Source organism: Pseudomonas sp. BCA17 (assembly GCF_004519405.1).
Lineage (GTDB): Bacteria > Pseudomonadota > Gammaproteobacteria > Pseudomonadales > Pseudomonadaceae > Aquipseudomonas.
The window spans coordinates 395,733-412,569 of the sequence record NZ_SGWI01000002.1 but is presented as its reverse complement, the minus strand read 5'-3'; the positions used below and the strand labels follow the sequence as shown (position 1 = coordinate 412,569).

Annotated in this window: 18 protein-coding genes and 2 pseudogenes; 9 read left to right on the top strand and 11 right to left on the bottom strand. The window is 62.8% G+C overall.

Annotated elements, in window-relative coordinates:
• Positions 1 to 3 precede the first annotated feature (3 nt).
• Positions 4 to 768, top strand: a complete 765-nt coding sequence (locus EXW71_RS10760) for an amino acid ABC transporter ATP-binding protein (protein WP_134658519.1) — start codon at positions 4 to 6, stop codon at positions 766 to 768.
• A 254-nt stretch (positions 769 to 1,022) separates the two neighbouring features.
• Here the strand turns inward: EXW71_RS10760 and EXW71_RS10755 are convergent.
• Positions 1,023 to 1,205 (bottom strand): annotated as a pseudogene (locus tag EXW71_RS10755) (methyl-accepting chemotaxis protein); the annotation flags it as partial.
• A gap of 301 nt (positions 1,206 to 1,506) precedes the next feature.
• Between EXW71_RS10755 and EXW71_RS10750 the strand changes: the two are divergent.
• Positions 1,507 to 1,716: pseudogene (locus EXW71_RS10750) on the top strand (hypothetical protein); the annotation flags it as partial.
• Positions 1,682 to 2,953 (top strand): CynX/NimT family MFS transporter, encoded by a 1,272-nt coding sequence (locus tag EXW71_RS10745; RefSeq protein ID WP_134658517.1) that lies wholly within the window; start codon positions 1,682 to 1,684, stop codon positions 2,951 to 2,953. The pseudogene EXW71_RS10750 and the gene EXW71_RS10745, both read left to right, overlap by 35 nt.
• Positions 2,954 to 2,988: 35 nt before the next feature.
• Here EXW71_RS10745 and EXW71_RS10740 read toward each other — a convergent pair whose 3' ends face one another.
• From EXW71_RS10740 to EXW71_RS10695, 10 genes are all read right to left on the bottom strand, one after another.
• Positions 2,989 to 3,639: a DUF1120 domain-containing protein gene (locus tag EXW71_RS10740; RefSeq protein ID WP_134658515.1), complete on the bottom strand. Its 651-nt coding sequence runs from the start codon at positions 3,637 to 3,639 to the stop codon at positions 2,989 to 2,991.
• Between the two features lie 10 nt (positions 3,640 to 3,649).
• Entirely contained in the window at positions 3,650 to 4,777 is a 1,128-nt protein-coding gene (locus tag EXW71_RS10735) for a DUF1120 domain-containing protein (RefSeq protein ID WP_134658513.1), read from the bottom strand.
• Positions 4,778 to 4,788: 11 nt separating this feature from the next.
• Positions 4,789 to 7,230 carry a fimbria/pilus outer membrane usher protein gene (locus tag EXW71_RS10730; protein ID WP_134658511.1) on the bottom strand — a complete coding sequence of 814 codons (2,442 nt, stop codon included), beginning with the start codon at positions 7,228 to 7,230 and terminating at the stop codon, positions 4,789 to 4,791.
• 120 nt (positions 7,231 to 7,350) lie between these two features.
• Entirely contained in the window at positions 7,351 to 8,049 is a 699-nt protein-coding gene (locus tag EXW71_RS10725) for a fimbria/pilus chaperone family protein (RefSeq protein ID WP_134658509.1), read from the bottom strand.
• Positions 8,050 to 8,051: 2 nt separating this feature from the next.
• On the bottom strand, positions 8,052 to 8,681 hold the full coding sequence (locus tag EXW71_RS10720; RefSeq protein WP_123714688.1) for a DUF1120 domain-containing protein: 630 nt from the start codon (positions 8,679 to 8,681) through the stop codon (positions 8,052 to 8,054).
• 42 nt (positions 8,682 to 8,723) lie between these two features.
• Positions 8,724 to 9,344: a DUF1120 domain-containing protein gene (locus tag EXW71_RS10715; protein ID WP_123714689.1), complete on the bottom strand. Its 621-nt coding sequence runs from the start codon at positions 9,342 to 9,344 to the stop codon at positions 8,724 to 8,726.
• Positions 9,345 to 9,376: 32 nt separating this feature from the next.
• The gene (locus EXW71_RS10710; protein ID WP_134658507.1) at positions 9,377 to 10,000 is read right to left on the bottom strand and encodes a DUF1120 domain-containing protein; all 624 of its coding nucleotides are present in this window, start codon (positions 9,998 to 10,000) and stop codon (positions 9,377 to 9,379) included.
• Positions 10,001 to 10,026: 26 nt separating this feature from the next.
• A complete protein-coding gene (locus EXW71_RS10705) occupies positions 10,027 to 10,650 on the bottom strand; it encodes a DUF1120 domain-containing protein (protein ID WP_134658505.1) in 624 nt (207 codons plus the stop codon).
• Between the two features lie 27 nt (positions 10,651 to 10,677).
• Entirely contained in the window at positions 10,678 to 11,319 is a 642-nt protein-coding gene (locus EXW71_RS10700) for a DUF1120 domain-containing protein (RefSeq protein WP_134658503.1), read from the bottom strand.
• Complete coding sequence (locus tag EXW71_RS10695) at positions 11,316 to 11,957, bottom strand: DUF1120 domain-containing protein (RefSeq protein WP_134658501.1); 642 nt, start codon at positions 11,955 to 11,957, stop codon at positions 11,316 to 11,318. The genes EXW71_RS10700 and EXW71_RS10695 overlap by 4 nt, the downstream gene beginning before the upstream one ends.
• A 414-nt stretch (positions 11,958 to 12,371) precedes the next feature.
• Here EXW71_RS10695 and EXW71_RS10690 point away from each other — a divergent pair, with 414 nt between their 5' ends.
• From EXW71_RS10690 to EXW71_RS10665, 6 genes are all read left to right on the top strand, one after another.
• Positions 12,372 to 13,205, top strand: a complete 834-nt coding sequence (locus EXW71_RS10690) for a response regulator (RefSeq protein WP_134658499.1) — start codon at positions 12,372 to 12,374, stop codon at positions 13,203 to 13,205.
• Between the two features lie 183 nt (positions 13,206 to 13,388).
• A complete protein-coding gene (locus EXW71_RS10685; protein ID WP_134658497.1) occupies positions 13,389 to 14,015 on the top strand; it encodes a response regulator transcription factor in 627 nt (208 codons plus the stop codon).
• A gap of 210 nt (positions 14,016 to 14,225) precedes the next feature.
• Positions 14,226 to 14,858: a DUF1120 domain-containing protein gene (locus EXW71_RS10680; protein ID WP_134658495.1), complete on the top strand. Its 633-nt coding sequence runs from the start codon at positions 14,226 to 14,228 to the stop codon at positions 14,856 to 14,858.
• A gap of 104 nt (positions 14,859 to 14,962) precedes the next feature.
• A complete protein-coding gene (locus EXW71_RS10675; RefSeq protein WP_123714696.1) occupies positions 14,963 to 15,433 on the top strand; it encodes a nuclear transport factor 2 family protein in 471 nt (156 codons plus the stop codon).
• Between the two features lie 36 nt (positions 15,434 to 15,469).
• On the top strand, positions 15,470 to 15,742 hold the full coding sequence (locus EXW71_RS10670; protein WP_123714697.1) for a GIY-YIG nuclease family protein: 273 nt from the start codon (positions 15,470 to 15,472) through the stop codon (positions 15,740 to 15,742).
• A gap of 75 nt (positions 15,743 to 15,817) precedes the next feature.
• A complete protein-coding gene (locus tag EXW71_RS10665) occupies positions 15,818 to 16,753 on the top strand; it encodes a glutathione S-transferase family protein (protein ID WP_134658493.1) in 936 nt (311 codons plus the stop codon).
• Positions 16,754 to 16,837: the final 84 nt, after the last annotated feature.

Below are 16,837 nucleotides of genomic sequence, written 5' to 3'. Positions count from 1 at the left end.
TTTATGAGCGAAGCAAACAAAAAGCCTGTAGGCCCTGAAGGCATTATCCAGATGCAGGGCGTCAACAAGTGGTACGGCCAGTTCCACGTGTTGAAAGACATCAACCTCAACGTCAAGCAGGGCGAGCGTATTGTGCTGTGCGGTCCGTCGGGTTCGGGCAAGTCCACCACCATCCGCTGCCTCAACCGCCTGGAAGAACACCAGCAGGGTCGCATTGTGGTCGACGGTGTGGAACTGACCAACGACCTCAAGCAGATCGAAGCGATCCGCCGCGAAGTCGGCATGGTGTTCCAGCACTTCAACCTGTTCCCGCACCTGACCATCCTGCAGAACTGCACGCTGGCGCCGATGTGGGTGCGCAAGATGCCCAAGCGCAAGGCCGAAGAAATCGCCATGCACTACCTGGAGCGTGTGCGTATTCCGGAGCAGGCCCACAAGTTTCCGGGGCAGTTGTCCGGCGGCCAGCAACAGCGTGTGGCCATCGCCCGTGCGCTGTGCATGAAGCCGAAAATCATGCTGTTCGACGAGCCGACCTCGGCCCTCGACCCGGAAATGGTGAAGGAAGTACTCGACACCATGATCGGCCTGGCCGAAGACGGCATGACCATGTTGTGCGTGACTCACGAAATGGGCTTTGCGCGCACCGTGGCCAACCGCGTGATCTTCATGGACAAGGGTGAGATCGTGGAACAGGCGGCGCCGAATGACTTCTTCGACAACCCGCAGAATGATCGGACCAAGTTGTTCTTGAGCCAGATTTTGCATTGATCGACGTTTGAACAGATAAACCCGGCCCTGGTGCCTGATGCCAGTCAGTTAAGGGTGAACGCTGTATGTGTGGCGAGGGAGCTTGCTCCCGTTGGGCCGCGAAGCGGCCCCCGCTCTTTGTTTACAAAGCGTGGGACTGCTGCGCAGTCCAACGGGAGCAAGCTCCCTCGCCACAGGTTACTTTTCAGCCTTTCCCCTTCTTAACTGACTGGCATTAGAGCAAGCCCCCTGCATATTTTTGAGCGAGTGGTGTGTTAGAGGCGGAACCGCCCCACCATCCCATTCAAATCCACCGCCAGGCGCGACAACTCACTGCTTGCCGTGCTGGTCTGGCTGGCACCGGTCGCTGACTGTGCCGACAGATCACGAATATTCACCAGGTTACGGTCCACTTCATGCGCCACCTGGGCCTGTTCTTCCGCTGCGCTGGCGATCATCGTGCGGATCCAAATGTGCGAGGGAGCAAGCCCTAATGCCAGTCAGGGTGAACGCTGTATTTGTGGCGAGGGAGCTTGCTCCCGTTGGGCCGCGAAGCGGCCCCGCTCTTTGTTTACAAAGCATGGGACTGCTACGCAGTCCAACGGGAGCAAGCTCCCTCGCCACAGGTTACTTTTCAGCCTTTCTCCTTCTTAACTGACTGGCATTAGCCTGGTGCCGGGTTTATTTTTGCCTGCGGGGAAACCCAGGTGCGTTGCCTTTGCCGGCAACTCTGCATAGGCTGTGGGGCACCGCGCGCAACCGGCGCTGAGCGAGCTGTACCCGCACTTTTGCGCTATCGTCGGCGCCCGGTTACGTCAGACCCTCAACCTTTCGCCCCGTCGCCAGGCGGTCTTCGACCTGCATATCGCCCTGCTCGATGCGGTGACGCAGCAAGACCCTGAATGCGCCAAACTCCTCTGCCGGCAGTTGATCAATGAACCTCAAAGCCAAGCGCCCCTCCGAACTTGAAGAACTGTTGATTGACGCCGAAGCCGACGACGACATGGTGCAACACAGCCCACCCGTGGTCAGCCGCGCGTGGTTGTTGCTGCTGGGGCTGGTCCTGGTGGCGTTGAACCTGCGCCCGGCGCTGTCGAGCCTGTCGCCGCTGCTGCGTGATGTGTCCGCCAGCCTGGGATTGTCGGCAGCCAAGGCCGGTCTGCTGACGACCTTGCCGGTGCTGTGCCTGGGCCTGTTTGCGCCGTTGGCGCCGATCCTGGCGCGGCGTTTCGGGGCGGAGCGGGTGGTGCTGGGGATTCTGCTGACGCTGGCTGCCGGGATCATTCTGCGCAGTGCGTTCGGCGAGTTCGGGCTGTTTGCGGGCAGCATCATGGCCGGCGCGAGTATCGGCATCATCGGCGTGTTGCTGCCGGGCATCGTCAAGCGCGATTTTGCCCGGCAGGCAGGCACCATGACCGGCGTCTACACCATGGCGCTGTGCCTGGGGGCGGCGCTGGCGGCGGGGGCGACGGTGCCCATCAGCCATTACTTTGGCGACAGCTGGAACATCGGCCTGGGCTTCTGGATCCTGCCCGCGCTGGTGGCGGCGCTGTTCTGGTTGCCGCAGGTCCGGCAGCCCCATGGCGCACACCCGGTGGCTTATCGCGTGAAGGGTCTGCTGCGCGACCCGCTGGCCTGGCAAGTGACCTTGTACATGGGCCTGCAGTCGTCCCTTGCCTATATCGTGTTTGGCTGGGTGCCGTCGATTCTGATCGATCGGGGCCTGAGTGCCACTGAAGCCGGACTGATGCTGTCCGGTTCGATCATCGTGCAGTTGTTCAGCGCCCTTGCCGCACCGTGGCTGGCCACGCGTGGCAAGGACCAACGCCTGGCCATCGTGGTGGTGATGCTGCTGACGCTGGCGGGTTTGTTCGGCTGCCTGTTTGCGCCGCTGGAAGGATTGTGGGGATGGGCGATTCTGCTGGGGTTGGGGCAGGGCGGGACGTTCAGCCTGGCCCTGACGTTGATCGTCTTGCGCTCGCGCGATTCCCATGTGGCCGCCAACCTGTCGAGCATGGCCCAGGGTGTGGGCTATACCCTGGCGTCCATGGGGCCGCTGGCGGTGGGCGTGCTCCACGACTGGACCGGCGGCTGGGGCGCGACCGGCTGGGTCTTCGCAGTGATCGGCGCAGGTGCCATCATCACCGGCTGCGGGGCGGGGCGTGCGCGGTATGTGAACGTGCGCAGCGAGAAAGTCTCGCCTTGATGCGGGCTGGCCGGCTCCGCCCCTGTTGACGGTGTTTACAGGTACATCACCTCCAATGTAGCGGAGCCATCCAGGCGGGTTTCCGCGCTCAGGTCCAGGTTCTGCCTGGCATTGATCACCGCTTCCAGCGTGACGGTGCTGGTCAGGTTCTTGATCGCTGAAGGGCCTGCGGTACTGCCCTCCAGTTCGGTAAAGCCCAGCAGGCTGCGCGAGCCGATGTTGATGGGGTTGCTGTTGGAGGTACGCCAGGCCACGCCGCCCGTGGTGGACTCGGTGCCGTAGACCACCGCCAGGTCGTCGACCACGGTCTGCCTGGGGTCGAAACTCAGCGAATACACGCCGAGCTTGTTGCCGCCATTGTCCAGACCCAGCCCATAGTAGATCTCACTGTCGACGTGGGCGGTGCCGTCGCGGTTGTCACGCATGAGGAGTACGAAACGGCCAGGTGCGTTGCAACTGACGGTCAGCGTCAAGTACTTCAGCGGCAGGCGCGTGCCATTGGTCAGGTTGAGGTCTTGCCGGGAAATCTTGCCGAAGTCGATCATGCCGCCGCCGGAAAATACCGGGGTGCAGGCCATGGGCGTGATCAGGCCGCTGACCGTGAGCTCCACGGTGGACGCCGCATGTGTCAGGGCTGCGCCGCACAGCAGGGGCAGGGCGAACAGGTGCATCAGGGAACGCTTCATGGGATAGCTCCTAAAGGTAATGGATTTCCAGGGTGGCCGCGCCGTCGAGCCGTACCTCACTGCCCAGGTCCAGGCCGCTCAGCGGCGCAATCAGCGCTTCCAGGCTGGCCGTGGCGCTGAGGTTCTGGATCGCAACGGGGCCGCTGGTGCTGCCGGCGCCAGTGCCGAAGCCCAGGTAGCGGTCAGCCGCGACGGCCAGCGGGCTGCTGCTGGCGCTGCTCCATGGCAAGCCGCCAGTGGCGGAGTCGGTGCGATAGAGTTGGGCATGACCGTCGGCGCTGGCCTGGTTCGGATCGAAGGCCAGGCGGTAGCGGCCGATTTTTTGCTGGCGCGCGTCCAGGCCCAGGCCGTAGGCGCTCGCATCGACGTCACCGGTGGCCGAGCCTGGCCGGTTGTCCTGCATGCGCACGGCGAAATAGGTCGGCGCATCGCAGGCCACGTTGAGCACCACCGGGCGTGGTGGCAGCGGGGTGTCCTGAGTCTGGCTCAGGTCACTGATCGAGAGTTTGCCCAGTGCCACATGGCCGCCGTTGGACAGGGTGGGCGTGCAGGCGGCCGGCGCGAAGCGCGCCAGCAAGCTCAACTCGCGCGACCGCCCAGCGTTGACCGCATCGAATAGCCCGCTGGTTTCCCAGGTCACCGCATCGCTCACGCGGGCTGCGTCTTCGCCGACCCAGGCGCTGGCCTGCAGTTGCACCGACAAACTGCGCCCGATGACCGGCACCCCGGCGCGCATCGGCACGATGCCGTGCCCCGGGCGCCAACGCAGGCTGGTGGCGACCGCACCAGGCGCCTGGCCGATGCCGGCGACCAGGCCCAGTTCCACCGGTTGCCCGTCCAGCACGGCGTCACTGGCTTGCAGGTCATAGCTGCCGCGCTCGGTGAAGCGAAAGCGCTCCACGGTGGCCGCCAAACCACGGTAGAGCAGGGTCATGTCGGTGGCCTGCGGGCAGTTCAGGTTGAGGCTGAAGCGACGCTCGCCCAGCAGGCGCTCGGGCGCGGGCACAAGTGCCACGGCGCGGTTCATCAGGCCGAAATCCAGGCGCGATTCGCTCAGGTTGAGCCGGCATTCTTCGGTGGCCCAGGCGGGGTTGGCCAGCAGCAGCACGGCTGCCAGTAAGACAGGTTTCAGGCCCATGGCGAGAGTCCTCATAGTGGTCGGCACCGGGCCGGTGCGGTTTCGAAATACACATCGGGATCGCCGTCTTTCGGCAGTGCGAAGTCCAGACGGCAGCGCGGTTGCCCCGGCGCCTTGATCCACAGGGGGCGGGTGTCGAGCACACTGGGCAGGAATACCTGGCTGCCTTCCTGGACCAGGGTCACGAACTCACCGTCGCCGGTGCTCACCGCCGCGCCTCGGGGCAGGGGCAAACCGTCTTGGTCGGTCACGGTCAGCAGGGCGCGGCGCGTCACGGCAACGCCGAAGTGCACCTTGTCCACCGCCCCACGCCCGGCTGAAATAACCGCCAGGCCATTGCTGATGTCGGCATTGCGCGGCAGCGAACGGGTTTGCACTTCTACCGGGCTGCGGCCATAGGCGCTGAGCTGCGGCACCACGGCCTGGCCTTGCCAGTCAGTCCACACCGGGCCACTGGGGGTAGTGACTTTGACCCCGGCCATTTCACCCACCGACATCACGGCAAAGGTATCGCGCACCGGGTAAGGCGAAAACGTCACGCCGTCGCCATGCACCACCACGCCACCGCGCGCACCGCCCTGGTAGCTCGAGCGTTCAGCGTCGGAGCGGGTGTAGTTCAGGTCCAGCTGGCTGTACCAGGGCAGGGCGGACACACCGACAGAGGTTTCCACCTCACGGTCACGGCTGTCGCGCTCCACGCCGAGCCGATAACTGAGCTGGTCGTTGAGCTGTTCGCTCAAGCCGCTGCCGATGCGATGCTCGCCGCCGGTATTGCGCGCCCAGGCGCGGCCTCGGCGGCTTTCGCCCAGTGGCATGCTGATGGTCAGGTAAATGCTGTCATCGCTCTGCTGGCGGCCGCCCACCTGCCATTCGGCACTGGCGGAAATCGACACCCCGCCGATGCTCGTGCCCCAGGACGCCAAAGCGCGGCTGCTGCTGAAACCGGCATAGGACGCCGAGCGCGACACCCCGGCGCTGAGTGCCCCCACCCAGGGATGGGCCCAGGAGGCCGTGACACTTTGTTGGTCGCGATAGCGCGAACGCTCCTGCTCGCGGGTATAGCGGGTGTGGGTGGACTCTTCCAGGTCGCGGTAATCCAGGCTGCGCCAGGACGCGGCGGTGGTGATGGCCCAGTTATCGTTCAGACGCTGGGACCACGACAGGTCGGTTTGCACGCCCCGCTCCTGGCCGTTCCGGCTGGCTTCGGCGGCCTGCCCCGAGAACTGCAACTGGCTGTCCTGCCAGGGCAGCCAGCCCAGGTTCATGCCTGCCGAGCGATATTGGTCAGCCACCAGCAGCCCGCCGCCGACGCTGACCTGGGGGTGCAAGGCCCCACTCCAGCCACCGCTGACCACCCAGGGTTCGGCGCCGTCACTGTCACCGATCCGGCGCACGCGGCCGGCCGCTACCGAGTAGCCCGGTGCGGGCAGGCCCAGGCCCAGCATCGCCGCCGGCACGGTGAAGCGCCGCTCCTCGCCGAGGCTTTCCTTGACCGTGACTTCCACGTCCGAGCGGCTGTTCAAACGGCGCACATCGGTGAGGGCAAAAGGGCCTGCCGGAACCACCGTGGAATGAATCAGTGTGCCGTTCTGGCGTATCTCTACCTGGGCGGGGCTGTTGGCGATGCCATTGATCGTTGCGCCCTGGTTCTGGTCCTGCAAGGCGGTTTCGGTCAACACCTGGGCGCCGGTGATTTGCGTGCCGGCCAGCACCGGGTTGTACAGGCTGATCTGCCCACCCTGGAACACCGCCTGTTGTTCGGCGAAGGTGCGCTGGGCATAGGCGTCCAGGTGAGTGGTGCGCGACACCTTGTCTTGCCAGGTCTGCACCTGGCGGCTGCGCACGATCCAGTCGCCGGAATTGAAACCGACCTCGGTGTTGGCCGACGCGAAGCGGCTGTTGTCATCGCCGAACGTGTTGTACAGGCCGGTCACGTCGTAGTTGAGCAAGCCGGCAAAGCCGCCGGTCTGGTAGCCCGAGATATCCCGCACCACCGGCCGCAAGGCTTCAGTGGGCACCACCAGGGACAGGCTCAGGCTGGCGGGGTCCTGTTCGATGACGGTTTGCGGATAGTCGCCGATAAAATCCAGGCACGCGCTGCCGTCAGGGTTATCCGCCGGAACTCTCAGGTCTCCCGCGTCCAGCAGGGCGCGGTCGAAACACAATGCGCCCTGGCGATCGAACGCCACGTCCACGCGACCGCGCCGTTGACCGTTGACGTACAGGTAGACGGCATGCCGCCCGGCGGTGAACCGCGGTGCTTCCAACAGCAGGTTGGCAAGCTCCGGGTCGATACCGCGTTGGGCCAGCGTCTGGGGGTCGAAGGCGCCTTCGGCCATGGCATCGTTGGCCGCGAGGCCGCCGCCGAGGGTCAGCGCCAGGCCGGCCAGGATCCTGCGTAGGCAAACGCCAGGCACGGCTTCGCCGTCGCGGTCAGTGTTTACTGTGCTCACAAGGTCGTTCTCACATACGGGAAGCGTGCGCGCCGACCTTTACTCGTCGGGGCCGCATCCGGTGGCCTTCAAGTAGGCCACTTCGTTTTTATGAGGGCGCCGTCCATTGGCGCCCGGCGATCAAAGGGTGATCGGTGCTTCGTAGGGCGCCACGGCAAAGCCGTAGACGGTGGCCGGCTGCAGTTGCACGCGGGTTGCGCCGGGGGCGTGGGTGTCCACCGTCAGGGTTTCCCCCGGCAGCACATAAGTGCGCGGTAACAAGGCCGCCGAGTCACCCGGCAGCAATCGCAACTCCTGGGCCAGGCGCACCACATAGGGCGACGGGTTATGCACGCTCAACTGGTTGTTCTTCAGGTTCCAGACCAGCCCCGTCCATGGCGTACGGTTGGGGGCCAGGCCCTTGGGATGCAGGATCACCGGCAGGTTCTGGCGCACCGTCACACCGACCCGAGCATGGCCGGCCTGGGCTTCCGAGCGACCTTGGGGCATGCCTTCGAAAATCACCCGTTTCAGGCGTTGGGTGGTCAGCGGCTCCGGCGTTTGCAGGATAAAGCGGATCAGTTGGCTCTTGGACGGTTCGACCCGCGCCAGGGGCGGCGTAACGAACACCAGCTTGGCCGGGTCTTCGGGAATGTCCTCGAGGGTGACATGCAGCAGCGCCAGTTTGCTGTCGGTGTTGGTCACCGACACCGAGGCTTCACCGTCGGCTTCGTTGACGATCACGACAGACGTGTCCGGCACCATGCCGTCAGCCAGCGCGGGGCTGCAAAACAACACGGCCAGGGCGCCGATCAGGGGGAAAGCAGGGAGAGGGAACATAGCTAGAGGTACCTCAGGTCAAGCACGATGGAGCCGTCCAGCGGCACCTCCTGGTTAAGGGTCAGGTAGGCCGCTGCGTTGATTGATGTATTGACGTGCAGGGTGGCGGTGACCAGGCGATGGGGCTCCGGCACCAACGTGCCGGGTTGCGCAAAGCCCATGTAGTTGTCCGGGTAGGCGTTGGACTCGGGGAACCAGGTCAGGCCCTTATTGCTGGAGGCCAGCACCAGCGCCGGCTGGCCGTCGCCCACCGCGTTGCGAATCGCCAGGGACACCGTACCCAGGCGCTCGGTGGGCACATGCGCGTTGGTGCCCAGGCCGTAGTAGAACCCCGGTCCAAGTGAAGATTCGGCGCGGTTATCCACACCCACCAGCACGAATAGCACCGGGTCGTTGCAGCTCACGCTCAGGTCCAGGGTCTGGGCCGGCAACTTGCTGAACTCATACTGGTTGAGGCTGCGCGCGGGGACCCTGCCGTGGTCGACGATGCCGTCGGCCGACAAGGTCGTGGTGCAGGCTTTCGGGGTGATCAGGCCCGAGACCGTCAGCTCCGTACTGGACCCCGCCAGTGCCGGAGCACCGACGCTGAGCAGGTAGAGCCAGGCAAGCAGGTGTGGCGTCGCGTTCTTCATGGCGTGTCTTTCACCGGGTACCGGGTTATCGAGGGAGGGCGGTTACAGGTACACGACCTGCAGGGTCGCGGACCCTTTCAGATCAACTTCGTTACTCAGGTCGAAGTTCCGCGCCGGCCGGATATAGGTGCGTACCCGCAGATCCAGTTGCAGGTTCTGCACCGGAATCGGCGTGGTGGCGTCGGACACCGCACCCACTGACTGGTAGGACAAAGGAATCATGGTGGGTTCGGCGAACCAGGTTTTGCCCATGTCATCGGAAGCAATCGTCTGGACGACTGCTCCATCGGCGATGGCGTTGCTCATCCGAAGCGTGAACGATCCCAACTTTTCGCCATTGAGCAAACCGAGACCGAAGCTGTCGGTGGGCTCCGGCGAAGACTCGGCGGCGTTATCGATCGCCTGGATAGCCATCAACGTGGCCCCGTCGCAGCTCATGGTGAAGCTCAGTGTGCGGTCTTCGAGCAAGGTGCCGGAGTCCTGGTTCAGGTCCTTGGCGGAGACCTTGCCGTGGTCGACCATACCGTTCTGCGACAGGCCGGGGGTGCAAGCACTTGGGACGATCAAGCCTTTGACGGTCAGGTCGACGCTCGACGCAGCGGATGCGTGATGGGCGGCTGCCAGCAGCAGAGTGGTCAACAGTAAGCCGGGTAGAGATTTCATGGCGGTTTCAGATCCTTGGGTTCAGGGGAGACTTACAGGTAGCGCACGGTCAGGGTGACCGAGCCATCGATCGCAGCTTCGTTGGTCAGGGTCAGGCTGCTGGCGGGGGCGATCTCGGGACTCACGATGAGGTCCGCGGTGAACACCTGCACCGGCATCGGTGCGACGGTCGCGGTGTCGGCCACGGAAACCATGTTGTCGCGCATGAAGTAGCGATCACTGAACCAGGTGTTGCCGCCATCACTGGAGGCAATGGTGCGTGCCGCCACACCGTCGGCCATCGGCGAGAGCAGGCGCAGGGTCATGGCACCGAGTTTTTCGGTGCCGTTGATCAACCCCAGGCCATATTCCATAAAGTCATTGCCGTAGTCCGTGCCCTCGCGGTTGTCCTTGCCTTCCAGCGCCATCAGGGTCGCGGCGTCGCAGGTGACGGTCAGTTGCAGGGTTTGTTGTTCGAGAAAGGTCGACTGGGCGACATTCAAGTCCTTGGCCGAAATCTTGCCGTAATCTACCGCGCCGCCATTGGACAGGGAGGGGGTACAAGCGCTCGGCGTGATAAGGCCTTTGACGGTGAGGTCCACGCTGGAGGCGGCGAAGGCGGGGCCGATACCGCTGAGTAGCAGTGCGGCGGTCAGGGCTTTGGGTAGCAGGTTCATGGTCGGGCTCCTGGGAAAGATGGGGGTTACCAGTACTTCAGTTGCAGGGTGGCGTGGCCATCGATGGGCACTTCATCGAGCAGGGTCAGGCTGCTGGCCGGCGCAATCACGGTGAAGGCCCGCAGGCGCGCGCTCAGGTCTTGCAGGGCGATGGGGGTGCTGGTGTCTGTTGCGACGGCGAACGACGTCAGCGCCATATGGCCCAGGTACGAGGACGGGCCCCAACTGGCACCGCCGTCGCGGGACATGATGGTCTGCACCGCCACGTTGTCCGCGATGGGTTCGAATACCCCGAGGGCCACGCTGCCCAATTTCTGGTTGTCATTGACCATTCCGAGGCCGTGATGCGCCGGGTTGATCGCCGAGGTACCGGCGCGGTTGTCGACGGTGGTGAGGGTGAAGAACGTGGCACCTTCGCAATGAATATCAAGCTGCAGTTCACCCGGTTGCAGGCGTGTGGGCAGGTCCGGGTCGAGGTCGCGTCCGGTCAGCTTGCCGTGGTCGACCACGCCGCCACTGGACAGGCTCGGTGTGCAGGCGCTGGGGACGATGGTTCCGCTGACGCTCAGGTCGGTATGGCTCGCGGCCTGAGTGCCGGGCGCCGCGGCGATCAACAATATGGCCAGGGTAGTGAGGGTGTATCTCTGCATGGGCACAAGTCCTTGTGGTGGGGTGGGTTACAGGTAGATCACGTCGACCGTCGCGGCACCGTCCAGCAGTACTTCCTCGGTCAATGTCAGGCTATTGGCCGGGGCGATGCTCGGCTCGATATGCAACTCGGCGGTGACCGTTTGCAGCGGGCTCGGCGCCGGTGTGCCGCTGTCGCTGTTGCCGAACGCGGCGAGCTGGTGCGCCACCAGCCAGGTGCCTTCGGGGACCAGCCACCAGGTGTCGCCGTTGGTGGTCGACATCAGCGTTTGCACCGGGCCGTCGTCCGACACCGGGTTACGCAACGTCAGCAGGTAGGTGCCGAGCTTCTGGTCGCCGTTGATCAGCCCGAGGCCGTAGCCATAGCCGTCGTCCTTGTGCGCGGTGCCGGGGCGGTTATCGCGACCGCGCAGGGCGAACAAGGTGGGCGCGTCGCAGGTCACCGCCAGTTGCATAATCGCTGGCGGTAACCAGGTGGAGGTATCGGGCAGCAGGTCTCGGGCCGCGAGCCTGCCGTAGTCCACCGTGCCGCCCTGGCTCAGGGACGGCGTGCAGGCTGCGGGGATAATCAGGCCCTGGACTTGCAGGTCGACGCTGCTTGCGGCAACGGCGCAGGGCGCCAGTGCCGCGAGCAGGCTGAGCACGCTGCGTTTGACCGTGGATCGCTTCACAGGTAGCGCAGCTCCAGGGTGGCGGAGCCGTCTATCGACACTTCTTCGGTAAGGGTCAAGTCCTTGGCCGGCATCAGGGCGGGCGACACTTCGATATTGAATGTGAGCACCTGGATCGGGATCGGCGCCGTAATGCCGGTCGCCTTGTTGCCAAAGCCAGTGAAAGTATTGGGCGGCCAAGGCTGGGCAATACCCGCGCCATTCCAGGTCTGGCCACCGTCCTCGGATTTGAGTGGAGTGACCGGCACGCCATCGGCCAGTGGTGGTTGGCGGATGTCGAGGAAATAAGTGCCGATCAATTCGTTGTGGGTGGTGACCCCCAGGCCATACAAGGTCGGATTGACCGGCACGGGGCGTTCGGGGCGATTGTCTTGGGTAAGCAGGGCAAACAGGGTCGGCGCTTCGCAGTTCACCGCGGCTTGCAGGGTGACGATGGGCAATCCGGTCATATTGTTCTGGTTGAGGTCTTTGGCGGAAATCTTGCCGTAATCGATCTTGCCGCCCTGGGACAGGCTTGGCATGCAGGCGCTCGGCGTGATGGTGCCTTTGACCGCCAGGTCGACACTGCTGGCCGCCGACGCCCAAGGGCAAGTGACAAACAGCACGGTACCCGCAAGGGCAACGAAAGAGGCTTTCATGGAATACGTATTCCTGTGCAAGGGTTCAGGGACAGATGGGGTGCGCGGGGAAGTTGCCCGTTGGATTTAGGGTTATCGAGGGGCACGCGCTGTTGTTGGTAAAGCGGGAGGGAATTTATCGCCGGGGCCGTGCAGGGTGAATGCAACTTTTACGATAGTGCGAGCAACCCTGTAATGCCGTTCGAAGAGGGCGCCTTTATTCGAAAAAAAACGCCGTTGTCGTAGTTGTTGTATCGCCTTGGCAGGTTCATTTGGATACGTTTCGCGCTTTTTTCGCCTTTACTCAAGTTCAACGGGTGGCGAAACTTTCTGAGCGAGAAGTTCCAGTGCAGTTGTCAGAAAAGCCGACGATGTATCGTCGGCTCCTGGCGTCGGGCAAAGCCAGGTGAGCTTATCGCTCTGCATGAGGTCACTATGCGGGGCAATAAACCAGGCGGAGGGCCGCCTACGGCATTGCCGGCGGACAATCTGCCCAGCCATTGGCAGGATGCCAGGGTATTGGTGGTCGACGATCACGCGACGTATCGGCTGCTGATGAGCGCGTTGCTGGACAAGCTCGGTGTTGCTCACCGGCTGGTCAACGATGGTCAGGCGGCACTGCAAATCCTGGCCACCGATGTGTTCGATCTGGTCATCAGCGATTGCCGCATGCCGGTTATGGACGGCTACACCATGACCCGCGAGTTGCGACGTCGCGAGCGCGAGGCTGGCCGTGAGCGAGTGCCGGTGCTTGCCTTGACCGCGCGGCTGGAGCCCGAGGACATCCGTCTTTGCCAGGCCTGTGGAATGGACGGCTGGCTGGTCAAGCCGGTGTCCCTGGCGCGGTTGCGCGAGCTGCTGAGGCACTGGTTGTCGGATACATGCCTGCATGCTCGCCAAGCCCCACCCCGGCACGCGAGCCCTCCGCGCGAACGGCGCCCGACCCGCGCCAGCCTGCTGGCCTCGTTCGGCACCTGGGAGGTTGTCGAGCCGCTGTTGTCCAGCCTGATCCACGAAGCCCATGAGGACCTCGCAGGTCTGGCCCAGGCCCAGGCAAGCCTGGATGCCGCACTGACGGTCCATCACCTGCACCGTCTGGTGGGGGGCGTGGCATTTCTCGGTGCGACGGAGCTTGAGCCCCAGGCGGTGTGGCTGATGGACAACGTGCAGCGTTCGGGCGTAGCAACCTGCCGTATGGCGCTGGCGATGTTTCATAAGGATGTGGAACGTTACCTACAGTACTTGGGAAAACTTCGACTTGATAAATGAAGGAGTTTTCCATTCTGTTATGTAGTCCTTTTCTGTATGTATTTTCTTTTAATTGTGTAGGTGTTAATGCCGGCCTCCAGAAGTATGGGGCAATAGCCTGTCAAGAGCGTTTATTGACGGTTGTTGCCTGCGGCAGGGCGAGGTATTTTGGCTGCTACTTATTTGCCATCATGGATATTACCGATGCTCCGCATAATTATTGCTGACGATCACCCTATTGTTCGCGTAGGGCAGAAAGTGGTGATTGAGGCGAGTGGTAAGTGCAAGGTTGTGGGCGAGGCCAATGGGCCAGACGAATTACTGGCGTTAGTGGGCAGTGTCCCCTGTGATGTGATAGTGACGGACTTTGCAATGCCCGGCGACCAGCAGGCCGATGGTTATGGATTGCTCGGGTTATTGCACCGTCAATACCCCAGGTTGCCGGTGATACTGGTGACCATGTTTGCCAATGTCGCGACCCTGCGCACGGCGTTGTCCCATGGCGCAAAGGCCGTGGTGGCCAAGAGCGCCTCGGCCAGGGAACTGCCGCAGGCCCTGCAAACCGTGGTGCAGGGGCGTACGTTTGTCAGTGAATGTCTGCGTGCCCAGCTTGAGCAGGCGCAACCTGCGCAAACTCCCAGGCTGTCCGGCAAGGAGCAGGAAGTGGTGCGCATGCTCGCCAGCGGCATGACCGTCAGCCAGATTGCCGCACGGGTCAATCGCAGTATTTCCACGATCAGCAAGCAGAAAAGCACGGCCATGCACCGACTGTGCATTTCCACGGATGTGGATTTGTTTGCTTATGCTCGTGAAGCGGGAATGGTGCCCTGATAGTTGCGGTGTTTTATGATTTTGGTGTGTTTATTGTATTCGTATTACTTGTATTTGGTTTAACTAGTCTGTGCTCTAGAGTGCGCGTGTCCTCTCATCACTAGTGTGTTGGGAATCTGACATCCCTAGTCTATTAATTGAGTCGAACTTGCAGGGTGGCGACGCACGTGTAGTTGCCCTGCTGATAATCGACCGCAAGCGAGCATTGATATGCAAAAGTCTCAACTTGTTATTGCCGCCGCGCTGATGTTGGCCGGTGTCTCTACTGTATCGGCCGCCTCAAGTGTGGACCTGAGCGTCACCGGCAAGATCACCCCGGCAGCGTGTACGCCGTCGTTGTCCAGGGGCGGCACCGTCGACCACGGCAAGATATCGGTGCAGGACCTTAACCCCAGGGGCAATACCCAGTTGCCAAATGCCACGCTGGCGCTGGAGGTCAATTGCGTGGGGGCCACCACCATGGCCATCAAGATCACCGACAACCGCTTTGGCACCTCCGCCTATCACGACGGTGTCGTCTCTTCCTTCGGGCTTGGGCTCGCTTCCAATAATAAAAAAATCGGCTGGTACGAAGTGCAGATGAACAACGCCACGGCCGACGGCGTGCCCGGAGAAGTGATCGAGTCTGTCGACGGCAAGACCTGGCTGTACGCGGGTAGCACCTGGCAACCGAACTGGATGCGCTCGCTGAACGGGGCGACCGGCTCCTATGCGCCGTTGCCGATGCAGGCCTTCAAGGCCGACCTGGACTTCATCACCTGGATCAGGGAAAAAAGCACCCTGCCGGCGGCGGAAGAAGTCCTGATCGACGGCAGCGCCACCCTGGACGTCGTCTACCTGTAATCGGCGCACACCTCACTCATGCCCCTGGCGAATGACCTTGGCTTTCCCCCGCCGCGCGGATTATCGTGCGCTCCTATCAACAACAACGATTCAGGGAGCTGCACATGAGTGATGCCCACACCGCGTTGATCACCCGGTTCTACGAAGCGTTCCAACGCCTGGACGCCGAGGCCATGGCCGCCTGCTACACCGATGATGTGGTGTTCAGCGACCCGGCCTTCGGCGAACTGCATGGCCGGGATGCCGGCGACATGTGGCGCATGCTCACCACCCGCGCCAAGGATTTCTCCCTGACCTTCGACAACGTGCGCAGCGATGAGCACAGCGGCGCAGCACATTGGGTGGCGACGTATCTGTTCAGTGCCACCGGCAACACGGTGATCAACGACATCCAGGCGCGTTTCGTGTTTCGTGATGGCAAGATCTGCGAGCACCACGACCACTTCGACCTGTGGCGCTGGTCGCGCCAGGCCCTGGGCACCAAGGGCCTGTTGCTGGGCTGGACGCCATTGGTGAAAAACGCCGTGCGTGCCCAGGCCCTCAAAGGCTTGAAGGCATTCCAGGCCAGTCGTTGATAAGCTGGGTGCTTCCTTGCATTGCCGAACTCATCTGTGAACACGCCTGACCCCAAACCCTGGTTTGTCTATCTGGTACGCGCCGCCAATGGTGCGTTGTATTGCGGCATCAGCAACGACCCGGTGCGCCGATTTGCCATGCACCAGAGCGGCAAAGGCGCACGGTTTTTTCTCTCCAGCCCCGCCGTGGCCCTGGTGTACACCGAGGTATGTGCCAGCAAAGCCGAAGCCTTGCGCCAGGAGCGGCTGATCAAGAAACTCAAAAAAAGTGCGAAGGAATGCCTGGCGGCGAGCGGTTCATCACGCTGACTGATAAGTTTCCATCAGTCGCATACGGGCGTTTGCAGGCTAAGCTTGCGGCTCACTTCTTGAGCGGAGCCTGGCATGTCTGAGTTGATCCTCCACCACTACCCGCAGTCCCCATTTGCTGAAAAAGCCCGGCTGCTGCTGGGTTTCAAGGGGTTGTCCTGGCGTTCGGTCATGATCTCGCCGGTGATGCCCAAGCCGGACCTCACCGCACTGACCGGCGGCTATCGCAAGACGCCGGTTTTGCAAGTCGGTGCCGATATCTACTGCGACACTGCCTTGATAGCCCGGCGCCTGGAGCAGGAAAAAGCTTCGCCGGCACTGTTCCCTCTTGGCCAGGAACTGGTGACCCAAGGCTTCAGCGCCTGGGCCGATTCGGTGGTGTTCTCTCACGCCGTGGCGCTGGTGTTCCAGCCGGAATCCCTGGCGGTCAAATTCGCCAAAGTGCCACCGGCGATGCTCGATATATTGGTGGCTGACCGTGCCAAGCTGTTCAGCGGCGGTGCGGCAACCCGTCTGCAATTGGATCAGGCCAAGCACCAGTGGCCGGCGATCATCAGCCGCATCGATCAGCAGTTGCGCCACGAAGCGGGGGATTTCCTGTTCGGCGAGCCTTCGATTGCCGACTTTGCCCTGGCCCACCCGTTGTGGTTCCTCAAGGGGTCGTCGGTGACGGCGCCGTTGGTTGATGCCTATCCCGCCGTCAGCACCTGGTTGGCGCGGGTGCTGAGTTTCGGGCATGGCACCGCCAGCGAGATGAGCGCCGCAGACGCCTTGGAGGTGGCGCGCAATACGGCCCCGGCGGCGCTGCCCGATGAAGTGTTCGCGGACTTGAACGGCTTCAAGGCGGGCCAGCAGGTCACTATTGCGGCCACTGACTATGGCGTTGACCCGGTAGCGGGGGAACTGGTGTTCGCCGGCCGTGAAGAGCTGATCCTGCGCCGCACTGACGAACGCGCCGGCACCGTGCATGTGCATTTCCCACGCTTTGGCTTTCGCATCCAGGCGCAATAAAAAAATTATTTGTGAACAGCAGTGAGGTAAACCGACGGCCCATCCGTGTAGTGCTTGAAACTGCGATCTATTCGCATTAACAGC